This is a genomic window from Azospirillum sp. NS33 (genome assembly GCF_059703765.1).
This window is the reverse complement of the sequence record NZ_BAAKJB010000005.1, coordinates 93,330-111,929: the sequence shown is the minus strand read 5'-3', so window position 1 is coordinate 111,929 and position 18,600 is coordinate 93,330. Positions and strand designations below refer to the sequence as shown.

Below are 18,600 nucleotides of genomic sequence, written 5' to 3'. Positions count from 1 at the left end.
CGGCCCCGGCCCGCGGGCACGCGCCTTCACGAAGGCGTTACAGACGGGGACGCATGGCCGGCACCCCTGTTGGTGGACCCGTAGCTTCGCGAACACACCATCATGAGGACCACGACCATGGCCACACACCTGACCCTTGCGGCCCTGCTGGCGCTGACCCTGGGTGCCTGCGGCACCGTCGACATGGCCAGCGATTCCGGGTACAGCGGCGCCAGCGATTCCGGCGGTTATGCCCGCGACGACGACGACTACGCCACCAGCGAGGACGGCCTCGGCGACACCTGCTCCATGCGCCGCGTCGGCTCGGAGAGCGCCGTCAATTCGCTGGTCTGCAACTGATCCCCCTCCGCCTTCCGGCGGCCTGCCGTTTGGTGGGCTGACGGGCGCCGATCCGCGTGGCAGAGTGAGCGTCACCCGCCGCACGTCGCGTGCCGACGTGCGGCGGGTTCCGTTCCGGTATCCCTCAGCCCCGCCCCGTCCGCCATGTCGCGATCCGCACCCCCTCTTGCGACCCTTGCCCTCGCCTGCGCATGCGGCGTGCTGTCCGGGTGCGACCGCCAGGAGGCGGCGGTCGCCAAGCCGCCGGTGCGGGTCGCCGCCCGCGCCGTCGAGCCGGTCGCCGACGCCCCGCGCATGCGCCTGACCGGCGAGATCCGGGCGCGGGTGGAGAGCGACCTGGCGTTCCGCGTCGCCGGGCGGGTGATCGAACGGACCGCCGACATCGGCGACCACGTGAGCGCCGGCACCGTGCTGGCCCGCCTCGACCCGCGCGAGCAGGACGCCTCCGTGACCGCCGCCGACGCCGCCGTCGCGGCGGCCGAGGCGCGGCTGCGCCAGGTTTCCGCCACCCTCGAGCGGCAGCGGACGCTGCTGGGCGACGGCTTCACGACGCGGCGCGACTACGACCAGGCGCAGGAGGCGGTGCGCACCGCCCGCGGCGCCCTGGAGGCGGCGCGGGCCGAGGCGGAGTCGGCGCGCGACCAGCGCGACCAGACGGTGTTGCGGGCCGCGGTCGACGGGGTGGTCACCGCCCGTGCGGCCGAGGTCGGGCAGGTGGTGCAGGCGGCCGACCCGGTCTTCACCCTGGCCCATGACGGCCCGCGCGACGCCGTGTTCAACATCCAGGAATCCCTGTTCGTCGAGGAGCCGGCCTCGCGCACCGTGGCGCTCCGCCTGGTGGCCGATCCGTCGGTCACCGCCGAGGGGACGGTGCGCGAGGTGTCGCCGGTGGTCGATCCCGCCACCGGAACGGTCCGCGTCAAGGTGGGCATCGACCGGCCGCCGCCGGCGATGACGCTGCGCGCCGCGGTGATCGGCGAGGCGCGGGCGGCGGTGCGCCAGCGCCTGGTGCTGCCGTGGAGCGCGCTGACGTCCCAGGACGGGTCGCCGGCGGTGTGGCGGATCGATCCGGACAGCCGGCGCGTCGCCCTGGCCGCGGTGACCGTGCACCGCTACGACACCGGCCAGGTGGTGCTGGGCGACGGCCTGCGGCCGGGCGACCTCGTCGTCACCGCCGGCGGCCAGCTCCTCCACCCCGGGCAGACGGTGGCGATCGCCGACGCGCCGGCGTCCGCCCCGGCGGCGGAGCGGTCGCCATGACGGCCGCCCGTCCGGCGCCGCCGGGGGTCGGTCTGGCGCTGGTCCTGCTGCTCGCCGCCTGCGGGGAGAACGAGGCTGCGCCGCCGCCGCCGGCGCGCCCGGTGCTGTCGATGGTGGTCGGGCCCGGGCACGGGGAGTCCCAGCGCTTCGCGGGGGTGGTCGAACCGCGCTACCAGAGCGCGTTGGGATTCCGCGTGCTCGGCCGCATGGTCGACCGTGCGGTGGAGGTCGGCGACCGGGTCGCCGGCGGCGCCGTGCTGGCCGCCATCGATCCCTTGCCGTTCGCGCTCGCCGTGCGCGGCGCCGAGGCCGATCTGGCCTCCGCCGAGGCCCAGCTCGAGAACGCGGCCGCCACCGAGGAGCGCCAGCGCACCCTGCGGGCCGACGACGTCGCCAGCGAGGCGGAGGTCGAGGCGGCGCAGCAGGCGCGCGAGGCCGCGGCGGCCGCCCTCACCCAGGCCAAGGCCGCCCTGGACCAGGCGCGCGAGCGGCTGGGCTACGCCACGCTGCGCGCCGATTTTGACGGTGTCGTCACCGACGTCGGGGCGGAGATCGGCCAGGTCGTCGAGCCCGGCCGGATGGTGGTGACCCTGGCCCGTCCGGATGTGCGGGAGGCGGTCATCGACCTGCCCGAGGGGATCGCCGCGGCGCTGCAGCGCGGGGCGCCGGTGGATGTGGCCCTCACCCTGGACCCGTCGGTGCGGGCCGCGGGCACGGTGCGCGAGATCGCGCCGCAGGCGGACCCGGTGACCCGCACCCGCCGGGTGTGGATCACCCTGGCCGAGCCGCCCGCCGCCTTCCGCCTGGGCACCACGGTGACGGTGCGCCTGCCGGAGCGGGCCGGAGCGGCCGCGGGGCTGGTCGTGCCGGAGACCGCGGTGCTGGAGCGGGACGGCCGGACCTGGGTGTGGGTCGTCGATCCGGAGCGTCTGACGGTGGCGCCGCACGAGGTGCGGGTGGCCGGCCGCGCCGGCGGGGTGGTGCGGATCGCCGACGGCCTCGACGCCGGCGCCCGGGTGGTGACCGCCGGCGTCAACAGCCTTGAGCCGGACCAGGAGGTGAGGATCGTGGACGAGGCGGTGCGGTGAGCGACGGATTCAACCTCTCCGACTGGGCGCTGCGCCACCGCTCGCTGGTCTGGTACGCGATGATCGTCGCGACCCTGGCCGGGGTGATGGCCTATCTCAACCTCGGGCGGGAGGAGGACCCCTCCTTCACCATCAAGACCATGGTGATCAGCGCCCGCTGGCCGGGGGCGTCGCTGCCCGACACCCTGGACCAGGTGACCGACCGCATCGAGAAGAAGCTGGAGGAGCTGCCCGGCCTCGACTTCACCCGCAGCCAGACGACGCCGGGGCAGGCCACCGTCTTCGTCAACCTGCAATCCTCCGTCGACGGCGACACCGTGCCCGGCGTCTGGGTTCAGGTCCGCAACATGATCGACGACATCCGCGCCGAGTTTCCCCAGGGCGTGCTGGGCCCCTTCTACAACGACCGTTTCGGCGACGTCTTCGGCAACATCTACGCCTTCACCGCCGACGGCGTGTCGCAGCGCCAGCTGCGCGACCATGTGGAGCGGGTGCGCTCGCGCCTCCTCACCGTTCCCAACATCGGCAAGGTGGAGCTGATCGGCGCCCAGGACGAGGTGATCTACCTGGAGTTCTCGACCCGCCGCATCGCCGCCCTGGGGGTCGACCGCCAGGCGATCCTCGCGACCCTGCGGGCCCAGAACGCGATCGCGCCGTCGGGGGTCATCGAGGCCGGGGAGGAGCGGGTCGTGGTGCGGGTCAGCGGCCAGTTCGCCTCGGAGGAGAGCCTGCAGACGATCAACCTGCGGGTCAACGACCGCTTCTTCCGCCTGGCCGACCTCGCCACCATCACCCGTGGCTACGCCGACCCGCCGCAGAGCCTGTTCCGTTACGGCGGCGTGCCGGCCATCGGCATCGCCATCGGCCTCAAGCCCGGCGCCAACCTTCTGGCGTTCGGCGAGGCGCTGAAGGCGCGGATGACGGCGGTCACCGCGGAGCTGCCGGTGGGCGTGGGCGTCCACCTTGTGTCCGACCAGCCGGTGGTGGTGGAGGAGGCGGTCAGCGGCTTCACCCGCGCCCTGTTCGAGGCGGTCGCCATCGTCCTGCTGGTGAGCTTCGTCAGCCTGGGGTTGCGCGCCGGCTTCGTGGTCGCCCTGTCGATCCCGCTGGTGCTGGCCATGACTTTCGTGGCCATGGAGTACCTCGGCATCTCGCTGCAGCGCATCTCGCTGGGCGCGCTCATCATCGCCCTGGGGCTGCTGGTCGACGACGCGATGATCGCGGTGGAGATGATGGTGGCCCGCCTGGAGGCCGGCGACACCCTGCGCCGCGCCGCCACCGCGGTCTACACCTCCACCGCGTTCCCCATGCTGACAGGAACCCTGGTCACCGTCGCCGGCTTCATCCCCATCGGCCTCAACGACAGCAACGCCGGCGAGTTCACCTTCACGCTGTTCGTGGTGATCGCCGTCTCGCTGGTCCTGTCGTGGATCGTCGCGGTGCTGTTCGCGCCGCTGCTCGGCGTCACCTTCCTGCCCAAGACCATGAAGGGGCACGGCGACCAGCCGGGGCGGCTGACCGCCCTGTTCACCCGCTCGCTGCTCGCCGCCATGCGCTGGCGCTGGATCACCATCCTGGTCACGGTGACGCTGTTCGCCGCGTCGATCCTCGGCATGGGGCTGGTGCAGCAGCAGTTCTTCCCCTCCTCCGACCGGCCCGAGCTGATCGTCGACGTGACCTTGCGGCGCAACGCCTCGATCGCCGAGACGCGGGCGCAGATGGACCGGCTGGAGGAGGCGCTGGCCGGCGACCCGGACATCCTGCGCTGGTCCTCCTACGTCGGGCGCAGCGCCGAGCGCTTCGTGCTGTCCTTCGACGTCCAGCCCGGCAGCCCCAACTACGGCCAGGTGGTGATCGTCACCCACGACCTGGAGGCGCGCGACCGGGTGCGGGCGCGCCTGAGCGCGCTGGCGCGCGAGGCGTTCGTGGGCGCCGACGTCTACGTCAACCTGCTGCCGCTGGGCCCGCCCGCCGGGCGCCCGGTGCAATACCGCGTCAGCGGCCCGGAGATCGAGACGGTGCGCGCCACGGCGCGGCGGGTGGCGGCGCTGCTGGGCGACCACCCGCTGCTCAGCGCCCCGACCTACGACTGGATGGAGCCGGCGCGGGTGGTGACGGTGGACGTGCTCCAGGACAAGGCGCGCCAGCTCGGCGTCAGCTCCGAGGACATCGCCGGCACCCTCAACGCGGTGGTCGGCGGCACCACCATCACCGAGGTGCGCGACGACGTCCACCTGGTCGACGTGGTGGCCCGGGCCGGGCCGGCCGAGCGCGATTCCATCGAGACCCTGCGCAACCTGCAGCTTCCCGCCGGCAACGGCGACCCGGTGCCGCTGGGCGCCGTCGCGACGTTCCGGTACGGGCTGGAGCAGCCGGTGGTGTGGCGGCGCAGCCGCGTGCCCACCATCACCGTGCGCGCCGCCATCCTCGACGCCACCCAGCCGGCCACGGTGGTGGCCGACCTCGCTCCGGGCATCGCCGCGCTGGACCGCGACCTGCCGGCGGGCACCGCGGTGAGCGTGGCCGGGCCGGTGGAGGAGAGCGCCAAGGCCCAGGCGCCGATCGCCGCGGTGGTGCCGATGATGCTGTTCGTCATGGCGACCATCCTGATGATCCAGCTGCAGAGCTTCCAGCGCCTGTTCCTGGTGGTGGCGGTGGCGCCCCTGGGGCTGATCGGGGTGGTGGCGGCGCTGCTGCCCAGCGGGGCCCCGCTGGGCTTCGTCGCCATCCTCGGCGTGCTCGCCCTGATCGGCATCCTGATCCGCAACTCGGTCATCCTGATCATGCGGATCGAGGATCTGCGGGACGAGGGCGCGCACCCCTGGACGGCGGTGGTGGAGGCCTCGGTCCACCGCATGCGGCCGATCCTGCTGACCGCAGCGGCCGCCAGCCTGGCCCTCATCCCGATCGCCCGGGAGGTGTTCTGGGGGCCCATGGCCTACGCCATGATGGGCGGCATCATCGTCGGCACGCTGCTGACCCTGCTGTTCCTGCCCGCCCTCTACGTCGCCTGGTTCCGCATCGGCGAGCCGGAGCCCGCATCGGACGCCGGCACGGCGTGAGGCGGGCTCAGACCGGGGCCGATTCGCTGCCCCGGGCGGCGCCGCGGGCGGCGCGCTGGCGGCCCAGCACCCCGTGGACCGGGGCCAGCAACACCGCCAGGCCCAGCAGCAGGCCGCTGACCACGGCGATCATGCCGCTGGCGGCCAGCGAGTTGTCCAGGCCGATCCAGAACGGCCCGAAGGCGGCCAGCGTGTAGCCCGCCAGCGCCGACACCGCGGCGAAGCCGAGGCTGAGCCAGACCTGGACGGCGAGGCGGTCGGTCAGCATGCGCGCCGCCGCGGCCGGGCAGATGAACATGGCGATCACCAGGATCGAGCCGACCGCCTCGAAGGCCGCCACGGCGACCAGCCCCACCAGAACCATCAGGCCGAGGTTGACGAGGGTGGCGGGAAAGCCGAGCGTGGTCGCCAGCTCCGGGTCGAAGGAGGCGATCGTCAGCTCCTTCCAGAACGCCACCACCGCCAGCGCGGTGACCGCCAGGGCGCCGGCCAGCACCACCACCTCGCGCGGCATCTGGGCCCACACCGCGGGATCGGCCAGCGACGCGAGGTCGCGCGGCGCCAGCCACAGGATGTCCTCGAGCTGGCCGTAGAGGATGCATTCGGCGTCGAGGTCGATGTTGCCGGCGGCCGCCTGCTCCATCAGCACGACGCCGCCGGCGAACATGACCGAGAAGACCACGCCCATGGCGGTCCCCGATTCCACCCGGCCGTAGCGGCGCACCAGCTCGATCAGCACCACCGCCAGCAGGGCGGCGGCGGCGGCGCCGACGAAGACGACGCCGGTGGCCCGCGAGCCGGCGACCAGGAAGGCGACGACGATGCCGGGCAGCACGGCGTGGGAGATGGCGTCGCCCATCAGGCTCTGGCGGCGCAGCACCAGGAAGTTGCCGGGCAGGGCGCAGGCCATGGTGGCGAACAGGGCGGCGAGCAGCGCCGGCAGGTCGAGCTGGAGGAAATAGGCCATGGCCGCCGCCTTGCTTAGGGGTGCACGCTGGGGGGAACGCCGCGCAGGCGCGGCAGCCGGCCGATGGCGGCGAGCTGGTCCTCGAGCCGGCCCACCAGACCCTCGTCGAGGATGTGCTCGACCCGGTCGGCGGAGCGGTCGACCTGGGTCGGTGCGAGATGGGCGTAGTTCACCAGGAACACCTCCCACAGGCGGTGGTTGCGGGTGAGCCGCCACGCCTCCTCCTGGCCCGCGGTGGTCAGGGCGACGGCCGCGCCGGCGCGCCGCAGCAGCCCGGACTGGCGCAGGCTGCCCAGCACCAGGGCGCGGCGCAGCGGCCCCCAGGAGCGGACGATGCGCGCGCCGGCCGGGTCGACCGCCGCCGACAGCGGCAGGCCGGCCGACTCGGCCGCTTCGTAGAGCCCGCGCAGCAGGTGCTCGCGCTCGACCCGCAGGCGCAGGCGGGCCTGGCGCACGGCGCTGGCGATCACGCCATGGCGCGGCGCCAGGAACAGGCTGACCAGGAACAGGGCGCCGGCCACCAGCACGATGATGCCGCCGGCCGGGAAACGCGGCAGCAGCGCCGACAGGGCGGCGCCGGCATAGCCGCTGAGCGCGCCGAAGGCGCCGCCCAGCAGGGTCATGGTGCCGAGGCGGTCGGTCCAGAAGCGCGCCGCCGCCGCCGGCACGATGACCAGAGCCACCACCAGGATCAGCCCGACCGCCTGCAACCCGACGACGGTGACCACCACCACCAGGGCCATCATCGCCAGGTCGACGGCGGACACCGGCCAGCCCTGCACGGCGGCGTAGTCCGGGTCGAAGCAGACCAGCCGGAACTCCTTGTAGAGCAGGGCGGTGGCGCCGATCGCGCCGACCGCGACGGCGCCGATCACCGTGGCGTCGCCGGTGCTCATGGCGGCGGTCTGGCCGTAGATGAACTTGGCGATGCCGCCCTCCGCGCCGGTGCCCAGCGTCTGGATGAAGCTCAGCAGCACGAAGCCGAGGCCGAAGAAGACGCTGAGCACGGCGCCCATGGCGGCGTCCTCGGGCAGGCGCGAATGACGGCTCAGCCCCTGCACCGTCAGCACGCCGACGACCCCCGCCGCCGCCGCCCCGCCCAGCAGCACGGGAAGGCTGCGGCCCTCGCCGCCCAGCGCCACCGCCGCCAGGAAGGCCAGCGCGATGCCGGGCAGGGTGGCGTGGCTCAGGGTGTCGCTCATCATCGCCCGCTTGCGCAGCACGGCGAAGGTGCCCACCACGCCGGCCGCCAGCCCCAGCAGGGCCACCCCGACCATCACCACCGTGGTGTTGTGGCCACCGCCCAGCGTCAGGACGCGCAGCACCTCGGCCAGGGTCGGCCAGCCGCCGCCGGCGCCCTCCACCAGACCGTTCCCGGCCAGCCCGTTCCCGGCCAGCCCGTTCCCGGCCAGCCCGTTCACCGCCCGCCCCCGGCGCGGGCGAGGGCGTCGGCGGCGTCGTCGAGCAGGGCGAGCCGGCCGCCGTAGGTGCGCTGCAGGTTGGCCGGGGTGAAGGCGGTGGCGACCGGACCGGCGGCGACGACGCGGCCGTTGAGCAGCAGCACCTGGTCGAAATAGGAGTCGACCGTCTGCAGGTCGTGGTGCACCACCACCACGCTGCGGCCGTCGTCGCGCAGGCGCTTCAGCACGCCGACGATGGCCGTCTCGGTGGCGGCGTCGACCCCGGCGAACGGCTCGTCCATGAAGTAGAGCTCGGCCTCCTGGGCCAGCGCCCGGGCCAGGAAGACGCGCTGCTGCTGGCCGCCGGAGAGCTGGCTGATCTGGCGGTCCGCGAAATCCGCCATGCCGACCTGGTCGAGGCAGGCGCGGGCGGCGTCGCGGGCGCCGCGGTCGACGCGGCGGAACCAGCCGAGGCGGCCGTAGCGGCCCATGGCCACGACCTCCAGCGCCGAGACCGGGAACTCCCAGTCGACGCTGCCGCGCTGCGGGACGTAGCCGACGCGGGCGCGCACCCGGGACAGCGGCCGGCCCCAGAAGGTGACACCGCCCGAGGCCGCCGGAACCAGCCCGAGAATGGCCTTGATGAAGGTCGACTTGCCCGCGCCGTTGGGCCCGACGATGGCGGTCAGCGCACGGTCGGGCAGGTCGTACTCGACGTCCCACAGCACCGGCTTGCGGTTGTAGGCGACCGTCAGGCTGTGCACCGACAGCGGGCCGTCGGTGCCGCCGTCGGACGCGGGGAGGGGGGCGGGGCTCATGGCGATCATCCCGTCACTGTGCGGATGCCAGGCGGCCGTGGAGGCCGCCATCGGGAGTGGTCCCCCCCAGCGCCCGGGCGATGGTGGTGACGTTGTGGTCGATCATGCCGACATAGGTCCCCTCGTAGGCGCCGGGCGGCCCCATGGCGTCGGAGAACAGGGCGCCGCCGATGGCCACGGCGTGGCCGCGCGCCGCGGCCCCGGCGACCAGCGCCCGCACGGTGCGCTCGGGGATCGTCGTCTCGACGAACACGGCGGGGATGGCGCGGTCGACCAGCACGCCGACCAGCCGCTCCACCGTCTGCAGCCCGGCCTCGGATTCCGTCGACAGGCCCTGGAGTCCCAACACCTCGTAGCCGTAGGCGCGCCCGAAATAGTTGAAGGCGTCGTGGGCGGTGACCAGCACCCGCCGATCCTCCGGCACGCTGGCCAGCACGCGGCGGGCGTAGGCGTCGAGGCGGGCGAAGGCGCCCCGCAGGGCGTCGGCGTTGGCGCGGTAGGCGGCGGCACCGTCGGGATCCCGTTCCGCCAGCGCGTCGCGCACCACGTCGATGGTCTTCTCCCACGCCGTCGGGTCCATCCAGACATGGGGGTCGTGATGGCCGCCGAAACCGGGCGCGGCGATCAGCTCGTCCGTGCCGATGCGCTCGGTGACGGCGTAGACCGCCCGACCGCTGGCGGCGAGCTGCTCGAAGGCGTCGGTCATCTTCCCTTCCAGCAGCAGGCCGTTGTAGACGATCACGTCGGCGCCGAGCATGGCCGCCATGTCCGACCGCGTCGCCTTGTAGAGGTGCGGGTCCACGCCGGCGTTCATGAGCTGCGTCACGGCGGCGCGATCGCCGGCGACGCCGCGCACCACGTCGGCGATCATTCCCGTGGTCGCCACGACCGTCAACGGCGTGGCCGCCACCGCCGTTCCGGTTCCCGGCACCGGCATGGCCGCGACGCCGGCCACCGCCAGCGCCGCCGCCATGCCCAGCACCCCCCGCCGCACCAGCCGCATTCCCATCTCCATCGCCGATCCGTCCTGCCTCTACCAAATGAGATAGCCTTGGCTAAATTCAAGCGCAAGGGCTCGGATGGGTGGAATCATTCCAAACGGTGAGGTCCCGACGTGGGCGCGCCGCAGCAGAAAAAAAGATTGCCTGGGCTAAACATCCGTGCTGCCTTGAACCGGCACGATGCGCGGGAGGGGTTGCGGTGTCAGAGGGTGTGTCCGACGAGTCCCGGGCCGAGAGTTTCCGGCAGGCGCGCAGCGCCCGTCGCCTGGAGCTTGTAGAGGACTACCTGGAGCTGATCGCCGACCTGATCGACGCCCACGGCGAGGCCCGGCAGGTGGACATCGCCGCCGGCCTGGGGGTGGCCCAGCCGACGGTGGCGAAGATGCTGCGCCGCCTGTCCAAGGAGGGGTTCGTCACCCAGCGGCCTTACCGCGGTGTCTTCCTGACGGAGGAGGGCCGCGCCGTGGCGGAGCGCAGCCGGGCCCGCCACCAGGTGGTCGAGGCGTTCCTGTGCGCCGTCGGGGTCAGCCCGGAAACCGCCCGTCTCGACGCCGAGGGCATCGAGCACCACGTCAGCGCCGAGACGCTTGAGGTGTTCGAACGCTTCCTGGAGCGCGGCGGGCGGGGCTGAGGGCCGGCGGCCGCCGTCCGGATCGAGGGACGCCGACCGGTCGAGGACCGGCAGGACCGACTCCATGCGGCGTGTCGCCCGCTCCGTCGATCAGCGTCACGACCCTGGGCGGTGACCGCGGTGCGTCGCGGCGCGCCTTCCGCCGCCGGGGGCGGCACCGGGTCATGCCGTGGCGACCCAGCCGGCGGTCGATCCAACGCTCCAACGCTCCGCCACCGGCGGCCGGGCGCGTCCCACGCCATGGGTGACGTCAAGGGGAAGCGCGCGTTCCTCGCGGGCGTTGCGCGGGCATCGCGTGCAGACGAACGACGAAGGATATGCCGCCGGCGCTGTTGTGTGCCCGCTGCAGCGGTCCGCGTGTTCCATCATCCGCCGCTCTTGCCGAGCATCCCGCGCCGTGCCATACTAGTGTGCAAGCTTCGGAGGTCGTCGCCATGCGCCCGCTCCCCGCCATTCGCGATCACCGCCGGCCGCGCCTGCAGGAGGTGTACGAGGCGCTGCGCGCGGCGGTGCTGGCCGGGGACATGCGGCCGGGCGAGGCGATCTCGGAGACCCGGGTGGCGGCCCAGTACGGGGTCAGCCGCACGCCGGTGCGCGAGGCCTTCCGCCGGCTGGCCAGCGAGGGGTATCTGCGCATCGTCCCGCAGGTCGGCACCTTCGTGGCGCCGATCCAGTTGAGCGCCGTGTCCGACAGCCACTTCGTCCGGGAGAGCCTGGAGTGCCGGACGGTGCGCCTCGCCGCCGAGCGCGCCGGGGCGGCGGACCGGGCGGCGCTGGAGCGCCTGCTGGAGCGCCAGCGCGACACCCTGGCGCCGGAGCACCACGACGTCTTCTTCGCGCTCGACGACGCGCTGCACGCCGAGCTGATCCGCATCGCCGGCCGGCCGGCGGTGTGGGACCTGCTGGTGGAGGTGAAGGCCCAGCTCGACCGTGTCCGCTTCCTGGCCCTGCGGACCGAGGGCTGGACGACCATGGTCTACGACCAGCACCGCGCCATCGTCGACCGGGTGGAAGCCGGCGACGCCGATGGCGCCGAGGCGGCCATGCGGACCCATCTGTGCACCGTGTTCGCGGCGGTCGAGGAGATCGCGCGGCTGTCCACCGACGTCTTCGAGACCTGACCCACGCCAACCAGAAAGGACCCGCCTGCCGTGGTAGCCCTGACCGTCGAGAAACCCCATGTCCTGGCCCTGCGCGCCGAGGCCGCCCCCGCGGTGGCGGGGGTCGAGCCCGGCACGGTCCTGGTGCGCGTGCAGCGGGCCGGCATCTGCGGCTCCGACATGCACATCTTCCACGGCACCAACCCCTTCGCGGTGTACCCCCGGATCATCGGCCACGAGTTCGCCGGCACGGTGGAGGCGGTCGGTGCGGGCGTCGACCACCTGGCCGAAGGCGATCATGTGGTGGTCGACCCCGTGGTGTCGTGCGGGCGCTGCTACGCCTGCCGGGTCGGCCGCTCCAACGTGTGCGCCAATCTGGAGGTGTTCGGGGTGCACCGCGACGGCGGCTTCCGCGACCGGGTCGCGGTTCCCGCCGCGAACGCGGTCCGGATCAGCCCCGACCTGCCCTTCGCCATCGCCGCCCTGGCCGAGCCGTTCTCCATCGCCGCCAACGTGCTGGGCCGCACCGGCATCGACGCCGGCGACACCGTGCTGGTCTATGGCGCCGGCACCGTCGGCCTCACCGTCACCCAGGTGGTCAAGCTGCATGGCGCGCGCTGCCTGGTCGCCGATCCCGACGCGGCGCGCCTGGAGCGGGCCCGTGCCTTCGGCGCCGACGTGGTGATCGACCCGCGCGCCACCCCGGTGGCCGAGGCGGTGCGTGGCGAGAACGACGGGCTCGGCCCGTCGGTGGTCATCGACGGCGCCGGCGTGCCGTCGCTCCTGGAGGAGGCCTGCCGGGTCGCCAGCCCGGCCGGGCGCATCGGCCTGCTGGGGTTCTCCCCCACCCCCTGCACCGTCGTGCAGCAGGAGATCGTCCGGAAGGAGCTGACCCTGGTCGGCTCCCGCCTCAACCGGCGCCTGCTGCCGCAGGTGGTCGGCTGGCTGGAAAGCGGCGCGCTGACGCCGGCCGCCATGATCACCCAGACCTTTCCCGCCGCCCGGGCCGCCGAGGCGTTCTCGCTGATCGAGACCGACCCGTCGAGCACCGTCAAGGTTCAGCTCGCCTTCGACTGACCTGTTGAATCCCCCAAGCCAAACAAGAACCTAGAGGAGGAGTGTCCCCATGGAGTTCAAGACCACCCTGTCGCGTCGCGCGTTCGGCCTCGGCGCCGCCGGCCTCGGTGCCGCCAGCGCCATCGTCGGGGCGCCGGCCATCGTCCGCGCCCAGTCGGCGACGACCCTGAAGCTCGGGCACCTCGGCAACGAGGACAATGTCTGGCACAAGGCCTCGGTGAAGTTCGCCGAGGAGGTCGCCGCCCGCACCGACGGGGCGATCAAGGTCAACGTCTTCCCCAATGAGCAGCTGGGCAAGGAAACCGACCTGATCAAGGGCATCCAGCTCGGCATCGTCGACTTCACCATCACCGGCGAGTCCCTGCAGAACTGGGCGCCCAGCGCCGCCCTTCTCGCCGTCCCCTACGCCATCCGCGGGCTGGACCACCTGGACACGGTGGTCAAGGGGCCGATCGGCGCCAAGATCGCCGCCAACATCGAGGACAAGACCCAGCTGCGGCCGCTCACCTACTTCGCCCGCGGCCCGCGCAACCTCACCTCCAACCGGCCGATCAAGAGCCCGGCCGACCTCGACGGGCTGAAGATGCGGGTGCCCAACGTGCCCCTGTTCGTCAAGTTCTGGGACGCGCTGGGCGCCAAGCCCACGCCGATGGCCTTCTCCGAGGTGTTCACGGCGCTGCAGAGCCACATCATCGACGCCCAGGAGAACCCGCTGGCGCTGATCAAGTCGGCCAGCTTCTCCGAAGTGCAGAAATACGTGAACCTGACCGAGCACGTCATCAGCTGGATCTATCTGGTGGGCGGGGCCAAGAAGCTGGGCCGCCTGCCCGAGGCCCAGCAGACCGCCATCGCCGAGGCGGCCGCCGCCGCCCAGGCCTACGAGCGCACGCTGTTCCTGGCCGACGAGATGAAGCTGGCCGAGGAGCTCAAGGCCAAGGGCATGGAGTTCGTCGAGGTCGACAAGGAGGCCTTCGCCTCCCAGGGCCGCGAGGCCGTCGCCGGCGCCCTCAACCCGGAGATCAAGCCGCTCTACGAGGAGATCGTCGCGGCCTGACGCGCCGTCCGACGCACCGCCCGGCGCCGTCGCGCGCCGGGCGCCCCCCTCGCTGGTCCGGAGCGGTTCCATGGGTAAAAGTCTTGCGGTCGTCGTCGCGGGAGCGCGGGCCGTGTGCCGCTACGGCACGCTGGCCGCCTTCGCGGTGCTGATCGCGGTGGTTCTTCTGCAGGTGGCGGGGCGCGTGCCCGGCGTGCGCGCACCGGCGTGGACGGAGGAGATCGCGCGCTTCGCGCTGGTCTGGCTGGTCGCCATGTCCTGCGGGCTGGCGCTGTTGCGCGGCGACCTGGTCGGCGTCGACCTGTTCGTGGCGCCGCTGCCGGACCGCGCGCGCCGGGTGGTCGACCGGGTGGTCGACCTGGTCGTGCTGGGCTTCTCCCTGGCCATCATCCCCGGGGCCTGGGCCTACGTTGACGGCAGCTTCGGCGAGCGGGCGCGCTCCATCGACCTGCCCATGGTGGGCGTCTACCTGGTGGCCCTGGTCATTCCGGTGTCGCTGGCCTTCTTCTCGGTGGCCCGCCTGCTCGGCCTGGGGGCGCACCACGGCGCCGGCATGGACCGGGGGGAGGTGGCCTGATGCTGATCGCGGCCCTGTTCGGCAGCTTCGCCGTCGCCCTGATGCTGGGCGTTCCCATCGCCATCGCCCTCGGCCTCTCCTCGGCCGTCTACCTCTGGCTCAGCGGCATCGACCTCACCGTGGTGCCCCAGTTCATGTTCGCTGGCATGGACAGCTTCGTCCTGCTGTGCATCCCCGGTTTCGTGCTGGCCGGCAACCTGATGAACGGCGGCGGCATCACCGACCAGATCGTGCGCTTCGGCAACGCGCTGGTCGGCCACGTGCGCGGCGGGCTGGGGCTGGCCAACGTCACCGGCTCGATGATCTTCGCCGGCATCTCCGGCACCGCGGTGGCGGAGACCGCCTCCATCGGTTCGGTCATGATCCCGGCCATGGCCAAGTCGGGCTACGACCGCCCGTTCGCCGCGGCGCTCACCGCCGCCGCCTCCACGGTCGGGCCGATCATCCCGCCCAGCGTGCCGATGATCATCGTCGGCACCCTGACCGGCCTGTCGGTCGGCAAGATGTTCATGGCCGGCGCCATCCCCGGCCTGCTTCTCGGGCTGGGCATGATGGCCACGGTCTACGTGCTGGCCCGCAGGCGCGGCTACCCCAAGGAGCCGTGGGGCGGCTTCCGCCACCTGCTGCGCTCCAGCCGGGCCGCGGTGTGGGCGCTGTTGATGACCGTGATCATCCTCTACGGCATCGTCGGCGGGGTGTTCACCCCCACCGAGGCGTCGGTGGTCGCCGCCCTCTACGCCTTCATCATCGGCCTCTTCGTCTACAAGGGCTTCCGGCTGCGCGACGTGCCGGGGCTGATGCTGGAGGCCGCCATCGGCTCGGGCGGGCTGATCCTGCTGGTGGGCCTGGCCAACGTGTTCGGCTGGATCCTCACCAGCGAGCAGATCCCCCAGACCATCGCCGCGGCGATGATGGCGCTGACCACCAACAAGTACCTGATCATCTTGATGATCAACGCGCTGCTGCTGGTCGTCGGCACCTTCATGGAGACGATCGCGGCGCTGATCATCCTGTTCCCGCCGCTGCTGGCGGTGGCGGTCCAGGTCGGCATCGACCCCATCCACTTCGCCACCTTCGCCGTGCTCAACCTGATGATCGGCCTGACCACCCCGCCGGTCGGCGTGTGCCTGTTCGTCGCCGCCAACATCGCCAAGGTCTCGCTGGCCGAGATCAGCCGGGCGGTGTGGCCCTTCCTGGTGTGCAACCTGATCGTGCTGATGCTGGTGTCCTTCATTCCGGCGCTGTCGCTCTGGCTGCCCAACCTGTTGTTCCGCTGATCGAGAATAGAGAGAAAAGCCATGGAGCAGACTTGGCGCTGGTGGGGGCCGGACGACGTGATCCGGCTGGGCCACATCCGGCAGGCCGGGGCCAGCGGCATCGTCACGGCGCTGCACCACATCCCCTATGGCGTGGTGTGGCCGGTGGAGGAGATCGAGCGGCGCCAGGCCGCCATCGCCGCGGACCGGTCGCTCGGCCTGCGCTGGAGCGTGGTGGAGAGCCTGCCGGTCCACGAATCCATCAAGCTCGGCGAGGGCGACCTCGCCCCGCTGTTCGACGCCTACCGCCAGTCGCTGCGCAACCTCGCCGCCTGCGGCGTCACCACGGTGTGCTACAACTTCATGCCGGTGCTGGACTGGACGCGCACCGACCTCGCCGCGCCGGTGCCCGGCGGCGGCACGGCACTGCGCTTCAACGCGTTCGAGCACGCGGCCTTCGACGTCTTCATCCTGGAGCGCCCGGGGGCCGAGGACGAGCACGCCCCCGACGTGCTGGCCCGCGCCCGTGCCTGGTTCGACCGCGCCGGCGAGTCCGACAAGAAGGCCCTGCTGGCCAACGTCATGGCCGGCCTGCCCGGGGCCTTCGACCGCTACGACGCGCCCGGCCTGCGGGCCATGCTGGAGCGCTACCGCGGCGTCACCGCCGACACCCTGCGCGAGCGCCTGGCCCGCTTCCTGCGCGAGGTCGTGCCGACCGCCGAGGAGGTGGGGGTGCGCCTGTGCATCCACCCCGACGACCCGCCGCGCCCGCTGCTGGGCCTGCCGCGCATCGTCTCCACCGAAGACGACCTCGCCTTCATCGTCGGGGCGGTGGAGTCCGACGCCAACGGCATCACCTTCTGCACCGGCTCGCTGGGGGCCGGGGTGCACAACGACGTGCCGGCCATGGCCCGGCGCTTTGCGTCCAAGGTGTGGTTCGCCCATCTGCGCAACGTCACGAAGGACCCCGACGGCTCGTTCCAGGAGGCCGACCACCTCGGCGGCGACGTCGACATGGTGGCGGTGGTGACGGCGCTGCTGGAGGAGCAGAAGCGCCGCCGCGATGCCGGCGACCCGCGCTGGCGCATCCCCTTCCGCCCCGACCATGGGCACGAGCTGCTGGACGACGTGGGCAAGCCGACCCACCCCGGCTACCCCGCCATCGGCCGGCTGCGCGGCCTGGCGGAGATCCGCGGCGTGATGACCGCGGTGGCGTCGCTGCGCCAGCTCCCGGTGTAGCCATGGAGACCTTCGACGAGGTGCGGGTCGGCCGCGCCGCCCTGGAGGGGTTCGTGGCGGCCCTGCTGACCGCCGCCGGGTCGGGCGCCGAGGGCGCGGCGGCGGTGGCCCGCGCCGTCGTCGACGCCTCCGCCCGGTCCTTCGACACCCACGGGGTGCGGCTGGTGCCCCACTACGTGGCGACCCTGACGGCGGGGCGCATCAACCCGCACCCGGAGATGCGCTTCACCCGCACCGCCGCGGCGGTGGGGCACCTGGACGCCGACAACGGCTTCGGCCACCCGGCCAGCTACCGCGCGGTGGAGGAGGGCATGGCCCTGGCGGCGGAGGCCGGAATCGCCGCCGTGGCGGTCGCCCGCTCCTCCCACCACGGGGCCACCGGCTGCTACACCCTGGCGGCGGCGCGCCAAGGTTATGCCGCCATCGGCATGACCCACGCCGACGCCATCGTCGTGCCCCATGACGGGGTGAAGGCGTTCCACGGCACCAACCCCTTGAGCTTCGCCCTGCCGGTGGAGGGCGAGGCGCCGCTGCTGCTGGACATGGCCACCAGCAGCATCCCGCTGAACCGGGTGCTGCTGCGCCGGGCCAGCGGCCAGCCCCTGCCGCCGGACGTGGCGGTGGACGGCGACGGCGTGCCGACCACCGACCCCCACCGCGCCGCGGCCCTGCTGCCGCTGGGCGGCACCGACTACGGCTACAAGGGGGCGGGGCTGGCGGCGATGGTCGACCTGCTGTGCTCGGCCTTCACCGGCATGGCCCACGGCGCGGCGCTTCCCCCCTTCGCCGGCCCCGACCTGACGCAGAAGGCCGAGCTGGGGCACTTCTTCATCCTGCTGCGGCCCGACGTGTTCCGGCCGCTCCTGGAGATGAACGCCCGGGTCGCCGCGTTCCTGGCCGACCTGCGGGCCCAGCCGGCGCGGCCGGGCGGCCGCGTCCTCGCCCCCGGGGACCCGGAGCGCGCCCCGACCGAGGAGCGCGCGGCCAACGGCATCCCGGTGGACACCGCCACCTGGACGACCCTTGCCGACCTCGCCCGCCGCCACGGCTGCCCGCTGCCGGAGCTCGGCCCTTTGCCGGAGTGAGCGGCGGAATCCCGGTGCGGCCGTTGACCCCGTACCCCAGGCCGCCTACGTAACATGTAACGGTTTGGGACGGGGATTCCGAATGACGCAGAATGCGTTCGGCAGGGTGCGACGCCACCGCGCCCGCCTTCGGGCGGATGGGCTGAGGCCCGTGCAGATCTGGGTACCGGACACCCGTGGTCCGGGCTTCGCCGAGGAGTGCCGGCGTCAGTCCAGGCTGGCGGCCGCCGCGGACGCCGCCGATCCCGAGGTCGAGACGCTGGTGGATGGCGCAGCCGCGGACCTCGAAGGCTGGGCCGGATGAGCCGGTCCTGATGACGCGGGGTGATCTGGTCACCGTCGCCATTCAAGGAGACTTCGGAAAGCCGAGGCCGGCCCTTGTCGTCCAATCCGATCTCTTCAGAGAACACGCCACGGTGACGGTTCTTCCGGTCACCAGCACGCTGATTGAGGCCCCGTTGTTCCGGCTGACGATCGACCCAACCCCGGAAAACGGGTTGCGAAGCCGGTCGCAGATCATGGTCGACAAGATGGTGACCGTCCGGCGCGACAAGGTGGGAGCCATCGTGGGACATTTGGCACCGGGCGCCATGGTCGCCGTCAACCGGGCGCTTGCGCTTTGGATCGGCCTGGCCTGAACGGGCCG

At 72.8% G+C, this 18,600-nt stretch carries 18 protein-coding genes; 14 read left to right on the top strand and 4 right to left on the bottom strand.

Annotated elements, in window-relative coordinates; genetic code table 11:
- Positions 1 to 117 precede the first annotated feature (117 nt).
- The 4 genes from AC6H2I_RS06940 (at position 118) to AC6H2I_RS06925 (ending at position 5,749) form a co-directional block, all read left to right on the top strand.
- Positions 118 to 339 carry a hypothetical protein gene (locus tag AC6H2I_RS06940; protein ID WP_497499859.1) on the top strand — a complete coding sequence of 74 codons (222 nt, stop codon included), beginning with the start codon at positions 118 to 120 and terminating at the stop codon, positions 337 to 339.
- Between the two features lie 198 nt (positions 340 to 537).
- On the top strand, positions 538 to 1,599 hold the full coding sequence (locus AC6H2I_RS06935; protein WP_497499858.1) for an efflux RND transporter periplasmic adaptor subunit: 1,062 nt from the start codon (positions 538 to 540) through the stop codon (positions 1,597 to 1,599).
- Positions 1,596 to 2,687 (top strand): efflux RND transporter periplasmic adaptor subunit, encoded by a 1,092-nt coding sequence (locus AC6H2I_RS06930; RefSeq protein WP_497499857.1) that lies wholly within the window; start codon positions 1,596 to 1,598, stop codon positions 2,685 to 2,687. Before AC6H2I_RS06935 ends, AC6H2I_RS06930 begins: the two co-directional genes overlap by 4 nt.
- Complete coding sequence (locus tag AC6H2I_RS06925) at positions 2,684 to 5,749, top strand: efflux RND transporter permease subunit (RefSeq protein WP_497499856.1); 3,066 nt, start codon at positions 2,684 to 2,686, stop codon at positions 5,747 to 5,749. Before AC6H2I_RS06930 ends, AC6H2I_RS06925 begins: the two co-directional genes overlap by 4 nt.
- A 7-nt stretch (positions 5,750 to 5,756) precedes the next feature.
- Here AC6H2I_RS06925 and AC6H2I_RS06920 read toward each other — a convergent pair whose 3' ends face one another.
- From AC6H2I_RS06920 to AC6H2I_RS06905, 4 genes are read right to left on the bottom strand one after another with little or no spacing between them, the layout of a single operon-like run.
- Positions 5,757 to 6,716 carry a metal ABC transporter permease gene (locus AC6H2I_RS06920; RefSeq protein WP_497499855.1) on the bottom strand — a complete coding sequence of 320 codons (960 nt, stop codon included), beginning with the start codon at positions 6,714 to 6,716 and terminating at the stop codon, positions 5,757 to 5,759.
- A gap of 14 nt (positions 6,717 to 6,730) precedes the next feature.
- Complete coding sequence (locus AC6H2I_RS06915) at positions 6,731 to 8,137, bottom strand: metal ABC transporter permease (protein ID WP_497499854.1); 1,407 nt, start codon at positions 8,135 to 8,137, stop codon at positions 6,731 to 6,733.
- Positions 8,134 to 8,934: a metal ABC transporter ATP-binding protein gene (locus AC6H2I_RS06910; protein WP_497499853.1), complete on the bottom strand. Its 801-nt coding sequence runs from the start codon at positions 8,932 to 8,934 to the stop codon at positions 8,134 to 8,136. Before AC6H2I_RS06910 ends, AC6H2I_RS06915 begins: the two co-directional genes overlap by 4 nt.
- A gap of 13 nt (positions 8,935 to 8,947) precedes the next feature.
- Entirely contained in the window at positions 8,948 to 9,949 is a 1,002-nt protein-coding gene (locus AC6H2I_RS06905; protein WP_497499852.1) for a metal ABC transporter solute-binding protein, Zn/Mn family, read from the bottom strand.
- 197 nt (positions 9,950 to 10,146) lie between these two features.
- On the opposite strand from AC6H2I_RS06905, the gene mntR reads away from it, so the two are divergent.
- The 10 genes from mntR to AC6H2I_RS06855 all read left to right on the top strand — a co-directional run bounded on the left by mntR (position 10,147) and on the right by AC6H2I_RS06855 (position 18,592).
- A complete protein-coding gene (gene mntR, locus AC6H2I_RS06900; protein WP_497499851.1) occupies positions 10,147 to 10,566 on the top strand; it encodes a manganese-binding transcriptional regulator MntR in 420 nt (139 codons plus the stop codon).
- A gap of 434 nt (positions 10,567 to 11,000) precedes the next feature.
- Complete coding sequence (locus tag AC6H2I_RS06895) at positions 11,001 to 11,687, top strand: GntR family transcriptional regulator (protein WP_497499850.1); 687 nt, start codon at positions 11,001 to 11,003, stop codon at positions 11,685 to 11,687.
- Positions 11,688 to 11,717: 30 nt separating this feature from the next.
- The gene (locus AC6H2I_RS06890; protein ID WP_497499849.1) at positions 11,718 to 12,743 is read left to right on the top strand and encodes a Zn-dependent oxidoreductase; all 1,026 of its coding nucleotides are present in this window, start codon (positions 11,718 to 11,720) and stop codon (positions 12,741 to 12,743) included.
- A gap of 49 nt (positions 12,744 to 12,792) precedes the next feature.
- A complete protein-coding gene (locus AC6H2I_RS06885; RefSeq protein ID WP_497499848.1) occupies positions 12,793 to 13,797 on the top strand; it encodes a TRAP transporter substrate-binding protein in 1,005 nt (334 codons plus the stop codon).
- A 70-nt stretch (positions 13,798 to 13,867) separates the two neighbouring features.
- Positions 13,868 to 14,374, top strand: coding sequence for a TRAP transporter small permease (locus tag AC6H2I_RS06880; protein ID WP_497499847.1), 507 nt, complete (start codon positions 13,868 to 13,870; stop codon positions 14,372 to 14,374).
- Positions 14,374 to 15,651, top strand: a complete 1,278-nt coding sequence (locus AC6H2I_RS06875) for a TRAP transporter large permease (RefSeq protein ID WP_497499846.1) — start codon at positions 14,374 to 14,376, stop codon at positions 15,649 to 15,651. Before AC6H2I_RS06880 ends, AC6H2I_RS06875 begins: the two co-directional genes overlap by 1 nt.
- Before the next feature lie 21 nt (positions 15,652 to 15,672).
- Positions 15,673 to 16,869, top strand: a complete 1,197-nt coding sequence (gene uxuA, locus AC6H2I_RS06870) for a mannonate dehydratase (RefSeq protein ID WP_497499845.1) — start codon at positions 15,673 to 15,675, stop codon at positions 16,867 to 16,869.
- Between the two features lie 2 nt (positions 16,870 to 16,871).
- Positions 16,872 to 17,954 carry an Ldh family oxidoreductase gene (locus AC6H2I_RS06865; protein WP_497499844.1) on the top strand — a complete coding sequence of 361 codons (1,083 nt, stop codon included), beginning with the start codon at positions 16,872 to 16,874 and terminating at the stop codon, positions 17,952 to 17,954.
- An 82-nt stretch (positions 17,955 to 18,036) separates the two neighbouring features.
- The gene (locus AC6H2I_RS06860; protein ID WP_497499843.1) at positions 18,037 to 18,258 is read left to right on the top strand and encodes an antitoxin MazE family protein; all 222 of its coding nucleotides are present in this window, start codon (positions 18,037 to 18,039) and stop codon (positions 18,256 to 18,258) included.
- Between the two features lie 10 nt (positions 18,259 to 18,268).
- Complete coding sequence (locus tag AC6H2I_RS06855) at positions 18,269 to 18,592, top strand: type II toxin-antitoxin system PemK/MazF family toxin (protein ID WP_497499842.1); 324 nt, start codon at positions 18,269 to 18,271, stop codon at positions 18,590 to 18,592.
- The last annotated feature ends 8 nt before the right edge of the window (positions 18,593 to 18,600 follow it).